The organism is Streptomyces sp. NPDC006283 (assembly GCF_040613325.1).
Taxonomy (GTDB): domain Bacteria; phylum Actinomycetota; class Actinomycetes; order Streptomycetales; family Streptomycetaceae; genus Streptomyces.
In genome coordinates this window covers 1-9,600 of sequence record NZ_JBEXRZ010000259.1, presented here as the reverse complement: position 1 = coordinate 9,600, position 9,600 = coordinate 1, and the positions used below count along the sequence as shown (strand labels likewise).

At 69.9% G+C, this 9,600-nt stretch carries 10 protein-coding genes and 2 tRNA genes; 1 reads left to right on the top strand and 11 read right to left on the bottom strand.

Annotation, left to right across the window (positions count from 1 at the left end; translation table 11 throughout):
• Positions 1 to 99: 99 nt before the first annotated feature.
• The 8 genes from ABZ070_RS32640 to ABZ070_RS32605 all read right to left on the bottom strand — a co-directional run bounded on the left by ABZ070_RS32640 (position 100) and on the right by ABZ070_RS32605 (position 5,065).
• Positions 100 to 172, bottom strand: a tRNA-Ala gene (locus ABZ070_RS32640).
• Positions 173 to 339: 167 nt separating this feature from the next.
• Positions 340 to 513 (bottom strand): hypothetical protein, encoded by a 174-nt coding sequence (locus tag ABZ070_RS32635; RefSeq protein WP_018846673.1) that lies wholly within the window; start codon positions 511 to 513, stop codon positions 340 to 342.
• A gap of 404 nt (positions 514 to 917) precedes the next feature.
• Positions 918 to 990, bottom strand: a tRNA-Ala gene (locus ABZ070_RS32630).
• Positions 991 to 1,131: 141 nt separating this feature from the next.
• On the bottom strand, positions 1,132 to 1,821 hold the full coding sequence (locus ABZ070_RS32625) for a histidine phosphatase family protein (RefSeq protein WP_356639216.1): 690 nt from the start codon (positions 1,819 to 1,821) through the stop codon (positions 1,132 to 1,134).
• A complete protein-coding gene (rsfS, locus tag ABZ070_RS32620) occupies positions 1,818 to 2,252 on the bottom strand; it encodes a ribosome silencing factor (protein ID WP_356639214.1) in 435 nt (144 codons plus the stop codon). The genes ABZ070_RS32625 and rsfS overlap by 4 nt, the downstream gene beginning before the upstream one ends.
• 95 nt (positions 2,253 to 2,347) lie before the next feature.
• Positions 2,348 to 4,210 (bottom strand): LytR C-terminal domain-containing protein, encoded by a 1,863-nt coding sequence (locus ABZ070_RS32615; protein WP_356639212.1) that lies wholly within the window; start codon positions 4,208 to 4,210, stop codon positions 2,348 to 2,350.
• Between the two features lie 19 nt (positions 4,211 to 4,229).
• Positions 4,230 to 4,865 carry a nicotinate-nucleotide adenylyltransferase gene (gene nadD, locus ABZ070_RS32610; RefSeq protein WP_356639210.1) on the bottom strand — a complete coding sequence of 212 codons (636 nt, stop codon included), beginning with the start codon at positions 4,863 to 4,865 and terminating at the stop codon, positions 4,230 to 4,232.
• Positions 4,866 to 4,903: 38 nt separating this feature from the next.
• A complete protein-coding gene (locus tag ABZ070_RS32605) occupies positions 4,904 to 5,065 on the bottom strand; it encodes a hypothetical protein (RefSeq protein WP_356639208.1) in 162 nt (53 codons plus the stop codon).
• A 221-nt stretch (positions 5,066 to 5,286) separates the two neighbouring features.
• Between ABZ070_RS32605 and ABZ070_RS32600 the strand changes: the two genes are divergently transcribed.
• A complete protein-coding gene (locus ABZ070_RS32600; RefSeq protein WP_356639205.1) occupies positions 5,287 to 6,369 on the top strand; it encodes a M48 family metallopeptidase in 1,083 nt (360 codons plus the stop codon).
• Here the strand turns inward: ABZ070_RS32600 and ABZ070_RS32595 are convergent.
• The 3 genes from ABZ070_RS32595 to ABZ070_RS32585 all read right to left on the bottom strand — a co-directional run bounded on the left by ABZ070_RS32595 (position 6,354) and on the right by ABZ070_RS32585 (position 9,542).
• Positions 6,354 to 7,430, bottom strand: coding sequence for a hypothetical protein (locus ABZ070_RS32595; RefSeq protein ID WP_356639203.1), 1,077 nt, complete (start codon positions 7,428 to 7,430; stop codon positions 6,354 to 6,356). The two genes, ABZ070_RS32600 and ABZ070_RS32595, sit on opposite strands and share 16 nt — an antisense overlap.
• A gap of 204 nt (positions 7,431 to 7,634) precedes the next feature.
• Positions 7,635 to 8,246, bottom strand: a complete 612-nt coding sequence (locus ABZ070_RS32590; RefSeq protein WP_356639201.1) for a hypothetical protein — start codon at positions 8,244 to 8,246, stop codon at positions 7,635 to 7,637.
• 90 nt (positions 8,247 to 8,336) lie between these two features.
• Positions 8,337 to 9,542 (bottom strand): glutamate-5-semialdehyde dehydrogenase, encoded by a 1,206-nt coding sequence (locus tag ABZ070_RS32585; protein WP_356639199.1) that lies wholly within the window; start codon positions 9,540 to 9,542, stop codon positions 8,337 to 8,339.
• Positions 9,543 to 9,600 lie beyond the last annotated feature (58 nt).

Here is a 9,600-nt window from a genome sequence, read left to right as displayed (position 1 = left end):
GGCGATCAGCCCTTCCCGCAGCAGCACGCTGTCCTCTGCCAGCACTACGCGAAGCGCTCAGTCCACGGTCCCGGGTGGCCCGCCTCACTGCTTCTTCTGTGGAGCTAAGGAGAATTGAACTCCTGACCTCCTGCATGCCATGCAGGCGCTCTACCAACTGAGCTATAGCCCCTTGCCGTGCTCCGCGCTTCCGGGTTTCCCCCGCGGCGACGTAGAGAACATTAACGCCCTCGTCGGCGCATCTCCAAATCGTTTGCGCGACCGCCCGATCCACACGGGAATGCCCCCTTCCCGCACGGCTGCACGAATGGGACAACCAGGGCGATCCGGGCGGACGGTTCAGGCCGTTGCGAACGAGTAGAAGCGCTTCAGGGTGCAGTGCTCGTCCAGGAGCCTGCCGTAGATCGGCTCCCCCTCGAGCTCGCGGTACGTCTCGATGGGGTCGCCTTTTATGATCAGCGCCCGCGCACACTCCTCGCACCAGTACTGGTACTCGGGATTGACCGGATCCATGTCCCTGACGATGGGCGTACCGCTGCCGCACCAGTCGCATTTCCGCCTGTGGGCACCCATCACTCAGCTCCAGCTGTGGCCGCAGGCCGTGCACACGTAGGAAACGCCGCCGTTGTCACCGAGGACCTGTGCGACATGGACAGAACCGCAGGAAGGACAGCTGAGGCGAGCACAGGCCTCCGCCGTGGCAAGCAGGTCATCGGCAGCCTCCCCGGCTTCCTCGCCGCTGGCGGACATCGTGCGCTCCCTCCCGTACCGCCGGTGTCCCCTCCGGCCGTCCGATTCTGCCACGGCCGGGCACCGTGGTCAGCGGCGTTCGGGTACGAGATCGGCCACGTCCGCCGGAAGGCGGGCCCCGGGGACAAGAAAAGATCCCGCCCCCTGATGGGGACGGGATCCGACTGTGGAGCTAAGGAGAATTGAACTCCTGACCTCCTGCATGCCATGCAGGCGCTCTACCAACTGAGCTATAGCCCCGCGTGTTCTTCGCGCTCCGCGCTGCGAACAAGAAGAACTTTAGCCTGCGACCTGCCGGAAAGTGAAATCCGGGCCCGGCCCCGCGGGAGCGGTGTACGCCGGGGGCACTTCAAACCCCGCCCCGCGCGCCCCGGACCCGGCTCAGGTGTCGTCGCCGAGCACGGGCTCCGGGAGGGTGCCCGCGTTGTGCTCGAGCAGACGCCAGCCCCGCGCGCCCTCGCCCAGCACCGACCAGCAGCAGTTCGTGAGCCCGCCGAGGCTCTCCCAGTGGTGGGCCTCGAGCCCCAGTAGCCGGCCGATGGTCGTACGGATGGTGCCGCCGTGGCTGACGACGACGAGCGTGCCGTCGTCGGGCAGCTTCTCCGCGTGGTGCAGCACCACGGGAGCGGCCCGGTCGGCGACCTCGGTCTCCAGCTCACCACCGCCGCGCCGGACGGGCTCACCGCGCTTCCAGGCCGCGTACTGCTCGCCGTACTTCTCGACGATCTCGTCGTGGGTCAGGCCCTGCCAGGCGCCCGCGTAGGTCTCGCGCAGGGCGGCGTCGTACGAGATGTCGAGCCCCGTGACGCCGGAGAGCTCGCCGGCCGTCGCTGCCGCCCTCTTCAGGTCGGAGGCGACGATCGCGTCCGGGTTCAGCGAAGCGAGCAGCCGGGCGGCGCGGCGCGCCTGCGCCACGCCGGCCTCGGTCAGCTCGATGTCCGTCGAGCCCTGGAAACGGCGCTCCAGGTTCCACGCGGTCTGGCCGTGGCGCCACAGGACGATGCGCCGTCCGCGCGCCCGCTTCGACGTCGCGGTGCCGCCGGTGGCGCCACCGCCGCTCGTGCCGTTCAGCTCAGGTCCCCTTCCGTGTCACCGCCGGTGAGCCTGGCGTGCTCCTCCGCCTTGCCGCGGGTCTTGCGGGCGTCCTCCGGCAGGGAGAGCTCGGGGCAGTCCTTCCAGAGCCGCTCGAGGGCGTAGAAGACACGCTCCTCGCTGTGCTGGACGTGCACCACGATGTCGACGTAGTCGAGCAGGATCCAGCGGGCATCGCGGTCGCCCTCCCGGCGCACCGGCTTGGCGCCGAGCTCCTTGTTCAGCCGCTCCTCGATCTCGTCGACGATCGACTTGACCTGACGGTCGTTGGGAGCGGAGGCAAGCAGGAAGGCGTCGGTGATGGAGAGCACATCGCTGACGTCGTACGCGATGATGTCGTGCGCGAGCCGGTCGGCCGCCGCCTGGGCGGCGGCGTTGACGAGCTCGATGGAGCGATCCGTGGCGGTCACAGGCAGGCTTTCGTCGGCGGTAGGGAACCCTTCAAGGGTCTCACGGACCGCCGACAGTCCACGCAGCGATGGTCATGGCCCCGTCGGCGCCCGGCTCACTCCGGTTCTTCGATCTTGAAATCGGAGCCGAGGACGACCGAGACATCGGCGTTCGTGGCGGCCTTGCCCTTCTTGACGGCACTCGCCGGCAGGCCGAGCGTCTTGGCGACCTCCTCCGCCTTCGCCCTCTGCGCCTCGTCACCGTAGGTGACCTGAGTGGTCGCGGCGGTGTCGACCTTGCCGCTGTCGATGACGGAGTAGCCGCCGTTGACGAGCAGGACCCTGGCCTTCTCGGTGGCGGCGTCGTTCCCGCTGCCGTTCCTGACTCCCACACGGACCGCGGCACCCTGCTCCGGAGCGCTGACGGATCCGCCCAGGACGTCCTTGACCACACTGTTCGCGGCCTGGTCGGTGAGCGTGCCGTCCTTCTGCACAGGGAGCACAGCCGTCTTGTAGTCGCCGCCCTTGGCATGCTCGGCGAGCTTGGCGAGGGAGCTTCCGAGGTCCCGCTCGTTCAGCGAGGGATCGAGGATCTGAGCCAGCGTCTCCACGATGACGGTGGCCGACTTCGGATCGTCCGGCAGCTTCTTGAGCACCGCCTGCATGACCTGGCCGAAGCGCAGCAGCTGCTTCTCCTCGGCCTCGCCGGCCCCGCGGTGGGTGGCGTACGCGACGGCCGCCCGTCCGTTCAGTGTCTGGTTCTCGCCCTTCTTCACCAGAGGGGCGTCGCCCTTCTTCTCCCCGGGGACCTCGGCGTCGGTGGTCAGGTCGATCGTGCCGACCAGCTCGACCAGGTTCTCCAGGTACGGGGTGTCGAGCCGCCAGGTGCCCGAGATCTTGGCGCCGAGCAGGGTGCCGATCGCCTCGCGCGTACCGGTCGATCCGTCGTCCTCGACGGATGTGCCGAGGGTGGTGGCGGTGCCGTCGTCGTTGGCGACGGAGAGGTTGTTGGGGAGCAGGACGGTGGTGCCCTGCCCGGTGGTGGCATTGTCGACCAGGAGGGCCGTGGAAGTGCCCTTCTTCTTGGTGTTGTGCAGGTGCAGCACGATGACGTCGCGCTTCTGCGGTCCGGTCGCCGTCTCGCTCTTGGCCTCGGAATCGGACAGACCCGGCAGTTTGCCGGCGTACCAGAGGTAGCCGACGCCGCCGACGAGTACGAGGGCCAGGGTGACGACAAGCGCGACGACGCGGTTGCGGCCGCGGCGTTTCGCCTCCTCGCGGCGCTCGGAGCGGCTCTCGGTGAACTTCAGCCAGTCGATGACGTCCTCGGAGTCCTCGTCGGGCTCCTCGATGAATGAGAACTGCTCGGTCTGGTAGGGCCGCCCCTGCCCGTCCTCGGGTCGGCGCTGCTCCGGAACAGCGGCGTTCTCGTGCGCCGCCTGCGCGGACGCCGCCGGCCGTTGCTCCGCCGCCCCCTGCGTCTGCTGCTGGGGGATGCTCCACTGAGCGGTGGTGTCGACGGCCGGCTGTGTGCCGGTGTCGTAGCCGTACGCGTCCTGCCCGCCGCGGCCCTCGCTTCCGTAGCCGCCGGCCTGCGGCTGTGCCGGGTACCGCTGCTGGGCGTACGGGTCGTACTGGGCCGGACCGGCGGGGCCCTGGGGCTGCTGCGGGGCGTACGGGTCGTACCCGTAGCCCTGGTTGCGGCCGTAGTCCTGCGCGTTCTGCGCCTGGCCGTAGCCCTGGTCCGAGCCGTAGGTCTGCGCGGAGCCGTAACCGTGGTCGGCTCCGTAGCCGCCTCCGCCGTGCGGGGGCCGGCCGTCCTGGGGCGCCTGTCCCCCCGGCTGCCGGGAGTGGCCGTCCTGCTGCTGAGCGTAAGGGTCGTACTGCTGGGGCTGCTGATAGACCGGCTGCCCGTACTCGTCGTAGCCGACGATCTGCGGCTGGTAGTACGGGTCGTACGGGTTCTGCTGGTCGTTCACCGCTGCCCCTCTCCGTGGCTCACTCGCCGCGGTACAACTGGCGCTTGTCGATGTAGCGCACCACACCGTCCGGCACGAGGTACCAGACCGGGTCCCCCTCGGCGACTCTCTCCCGGCAGTCGGTCGACGAGATCGCCAGCGCCGGGACCTCCACGAGCGACACACCGCCCTCGGGCAGCCCGTCGTCCGTCAGATCGTGGCCCGGGCGGGTCACGCCGATGAAGTGGGCGAGGGAGAACAGCTCGGCGGCGTTGCGCCAGCCGAGGATCTGGGAGAGCGCGTCGGCACCCGTGATGAAGAACAGGTCCGAGTCGTCGTTGAGGGCACGCAGGTCCCGCAGCGTGTCGATCGTGTACGTCGGCCCGCCGCGGTCGATGTCGATCCGGCTCACCGAGAACTGCGGGTTGGACGCCGTCGCGATGACCGTCATCAGATAGCGGTCCTCGGCCGGTGACACGTTCTTGTGGCTCTTCTGCCACGGCTGCCCGGTCGGTACGAACACCACCTCGTCGAGGTGGAAGAGTGCGGCCACCTCGCTCGCGGCAACCAGGTGCCCGTGGTGGATCGGGTCGAACGTCCCGCCCATCACACCAAGCCGGCGTCTGCCCGATCCGGAGCCGGCGCCGGGGCCCGTGGCCACTTTCTGCTCTCCCATGCGTGCAGAGCCTACTGGCACCGGCTGCCGGCCTGGACTCAGCGGTCGCGGTTGAAGCGGGTGGTGATCCACAGCAGCAGGAGCAGCGCGAGCAGGGCGCCGCCACCGGTGACGTACGGGTTGAGGCTTTCGTGGTTGCCGCCGTGCTCGGCGCCCTCGGCGAGGGTGACCAGGTTGGCGGCGGCGCTGGTGAGGCTCATCTTCAGCAGGACCTATTCGGGAGTCGGAGCGGAGAGACGTCGCGCACATCGTATGCGGGCGGCGCGGGCACGCTCACGCCGACTCAGTCGTTGTGCTTCCCGCAGGCGCCGTCGACAGGGCTTTCACAGTTGTCCACAGCCCACACCGTGCCGCGTCCCCAGCCCCTACGCTGGGGGCCGTCAGGGGGACGAGCGAGGACTCGCACCACACAGGGGGCACCATGACCGACAACCACGAGCAGGTACCGAGCAGGCAGCGCAAGCGCTTCCCGGACATCTCCTCCCGGGCGTACGAACATCCCGCGGACCGCTCGGCACTCGTCGCGCTGCGCAAGCTCAGCGGCTTCGACACCGTTTTCAAGGCGCTCAGCGCGCTGCTGCCCGAGCGCAGCCTGCGACTGCTTTTCCTCTCCGACTCGGTTCGGGTGAGCGACGAGCAGTTCGCGCATCTGCACGACATGCTGCGCGACGCCTGCTACATCCTGGACCTGAAGAAGGTCCCCGCGATGTATGTGACGCAGGACCCGCGTCCCAACGCCATGTGCATCGGCCTGGACGAGCCGATCATCGTCCTCACCACCGGGCTCGTGGAGCTGCTCGACGAGGAGGAGATGCGGGCGGTCGTCGGCCATGAGGTCGGCCACGCCCTGTCGGGCCACTCCGTCTACCGCACGATCCTGCTCTTCCTCACCAGCCTGGCGCTGAAGGTCGCCTGGATCCCGCTGGGCAATGTGGCGATCATGGCGATCGTCACAGCGCTGCGCGAGTGGTTCCGCAAGTCGGAGCTGTCCGCGGACCGCGCCGGCCTGCTGGTGGGCCAGGATCTGCGGGCCTCGATGCGCGGCCTGATGAAGATCGCCGGCGGCAACCACCTGCACGAGATGAATGTGGACGCGTTCCTCAAGCAGGCCGAGGAGTACGAGGCCGGGGGCGACCTGCGGGACTCGGTCCTGAAGATTCTGAACGTGCTCCCGCGCTCGCACCCGTTCACGACGGTTCGTGCGGCAGAGCTGAAGCTGTGGGCCGAGAGCCGTGACTACCAGCGGATCATGGACGGCCACTACCCCCGCCGCCACGAGGACAAGGACACCTCGGTGACCGACTCGTTCCGCGACTCGGCCTCGCACTATGCCGAGTCGGTGCGTACGAGCAAGGACCCGCTGATGAAGCTGGTCGGCGACATAGCGGGCGGCGCCGGTGACCTCGGCGGCAAACTCCGCGACAAGTTCATGGGCAACGGCGCCGCTCCCGGCGGAAGCACGGGCACAGGGTCGTCGGGCGGAAGGGGTCAGGGCGAGGGCTGAGCCCGAGGGGCGAGGACCCCGCACAGTGCCGCGGTGGCCGGGCCCGTCGCGTACGGGTCGGTGCCGGCCGGCCCGTCCGAGGCGGCCCGCTCTCCGGCCAGCAGCGGGCGGAGCGTGCCTGAGGCGTCGGACGAGCAGGACTGGGGCCCGGCCTGGAGGTAGCTGATCCGCACCTCCAGGCGGTGGTGCTGCAGGTCGTCACGGTCGAAGCGGAAGTGCAGCTCGCGGCGGACGGTGAACAGCGAGGCCTCGTCCGCACGCGGACTGCTCACCGCCGCCGGGCGCAGGGCGTAGACGAAGGCGTGGTCCGACGTGATCTCGAGGGTGCCGGCCCCTGTCTCCGCGACGACCAGGGTGCCCTGCACCCTGACGTGGGGATCGGCCAGCGCTACCTTCGCCGGGTCGAAGCGCACCAGCCAGCCCGTGGCGGCGTGGCGGCCGTCGGAGGCCGGCACGGCGACGCTGCGGTCGAACTGCGGCAGCTGGTCCGGGTCGAGCAGCGTCCGTACGGGCTGGACCGCGCCTCCGGTGAGGACGTCGGGGTCGAGTGACGACTTGACCAGGTAGTCCTTGGTGGTGGCGAGCGCGGTCATCACCTGCCCCTCCGAGAAGTGATCGGTACGGCGGACAGCGGGCATGGTGATTCCGGCGGCGCCGACGCGGAACTGGTCGGCCGCGCTGTGCGCGTAAAGCTCGGCGGGCGTGCCGCCGGGCACCCGTCCGTGCGGTGCGAGCGGGACCAGGGTGATACGCAGCTGCTCCGCCTGCCGGACCGTGACCGGCTGGTAGGGATGCCGGACACCCAGGTAGATCGCGGTGCCGAAGGCGACCACGACGAGCAGGACGAGCAGCAGGACCTGCCGGGGCGCCCGCCTGCCCTTCCAGACGGGGAGGCTGCGCACGGCGGGCGCGTGCTCGCCCATCCGTTCCACGGCGGAGAATTCCTGTACGCGGGCAGCCCGGACGAAAGACTCGTCGAAGACGACGGATCCGTATTCGTCCTCTCCACCGCCGGGGAGCCCCTCGGGAGTCCCCTCGGGCGGGTCTCCACGCCCAGCCATACTTTCAGGGTAGGTCTGGCAGGGGCACGGTAAACGCTGCTGCTGCACGACAACTTCTGACCAGGTCTCACCGACTTGCGGAGCGAACGCATGGTGGGTACGGAAGCGGCGTGCGGTCCGGGCCGGCACGGGGCTTCAGGGGTGCGGCGCATGGCGGAATCGCGACGTCTCAAGGAGTGCGCCCGACCGCCGGGACGCGACACCTCAGGGAGTGCGCGGGACCGCCGAGACGCGGGGCGCGGAGCGCTCGAGGGGAGCAGGAGCGCCGTCGCCCGGGCCGCTGACCGTGGCACCCGTCGGCGGGGCGTCCACGCCGGTCCTCGCCGGCTGCGGCCCCGGTTCCTGGCGGTTGCCGTTGGAGGCGCCGCGGTAGACGGCCGTGAAGGCGAGGGCGACCATCCCGATGCCCATGACCAGGGCCAGGATCCAGGCCACCGGCCGGTGCCAGCGGGCGGTGCCGCGGTAAGGGCGCAGCGCGCCGCCGTGCCGTCCGTAGGGGCCCGCCCACTCGCCGTCGGAGCCGAGGTCGTCGTCCTCGTCGTCGTAGCCGTGGCTTCTGGGGTGTCCGCCGCCGTGCACCCCGTCGTAGAGGTCGTCGTCCGCAGCGTGGCCGCGCGGGCCGGAGCGGGCGGCCTCGTCCGCGCGGGCCTGGGCGGCCGCCAGCAGCCGCTCGACGGCGGTCGGTTCATGGATCTTGGCGGCCCGTACGAAGTCCTCGTCGAACACCACGGTGGCGAAGTCCTCGTCCGCGCCCCCGCGGTCGTCGTCGGGCTCCCAGCCGTCCGGGAACGGCCTACCCCCCACGTCGTCCGGCACGCCTTCAGAGTAGACCGGAGGGCTCGGTTTGGGCAGGGAGAGTGCAAATTCTCCCCGCCCGGGTGACCCGGGGCAGCGCCCCGCTGACGTTCACCGGGTGTGACCGTCGCCGGTCACGATGTACTTCGTCGACGTCAGCTCGGGAAGCCCCATGGGGCCGCGTGCGTGCAGCTTCTGGGTGGAGATTCCGATCTCCGCGCCGAAGCCGAACTGGCCGCCGTCCGTGAAACGCGTGGACGCGTTCACAGCCACCGTCGTGGAATCCACCAACTGGGTGAATCGGCGGGCGGCGGCCTGTGAGGTGGTGACGATCGCCTCGGTGTGGCCGGACGACCAGAGCCTGATGTGGGCGACGGCCGCCTCCAGAGACTCGACGACGGCTGCGGCGATGTCGTACGAGAGGTACTCCGTCTCCCAGTCCTCCGTGGTCGCCGGCACGATCGTGGCCTTGGTCGCGTCCGTGTACTCGACCACGCGTTCGTCGCCGTGCACGGTCACTCCGGCGTCGGCGAGAGCGTCCAGCGCGCGGGGCAGGAAGGCTTCGGCGACGTCCTTGTGGACGAGGAGGGTCTCTGCGGCGTTGCAGACGCTCGGCCGCTGCGCCTTGGAGTTGATCAGGATCTCGATGGCCATGTCGATGTCGGTCTCGGAATCCACGTACACATGGCAGTTGCCGGTGCCGGTCTCGATGACGGGGACGGTGGACTCCTCGACGACCGTGCGGATCAGCGAGGCTCCGCCGCGCGGAATCAGCACGTCGACCATGCCACGGGCCCTCATCAGCTCCCGCACCGAGTCACGGCTCTCGCCCGGCACCAGCTGCACCGCGTCGGCCGGCAGTCCGGAGCCGCCGACGGCGTCCCGCAGCACCCGCACGAGCGCGGTGTTCGAGGAGTACGCGGACGACGAGCCGCGCAGCAGCACGGCGTTGCCGGACTTCAGGCAGAGCGCGGCGGCGTCCACCGTGACGTTCGGCCGGGCCTCGTAGATGATGCCGACGACACCGAGCGGCACCCGCACCTGGCGGAGGTCGATGCCGTTGGGGAGGGTCGAGCCGCGCATGACCTCGCCGATCGGGTCGGGCAGTGCGGCCACATGGCGCACATCGGCGGCGATGGCCCGCACCCGCTCGGGGGTGAGGGTGAGCCGGTCGATGATCGCCTCGCTCGTCCCGGCCTCACGTGCGCGGGCGATGTCTTCTGCGTTGGCCTCGACGATCTCGCTCGTACGGACCTCGAGGGCGTCCGCCATCGCGAGCAGCATGGGGGTCTGAGCTGGGGTTTTCCGGAGGGGCATCGAAAGTAAGATCTTCAACAAACGTCGGCCCGTAGTCGGTCCGCGCACGCTTCATGCT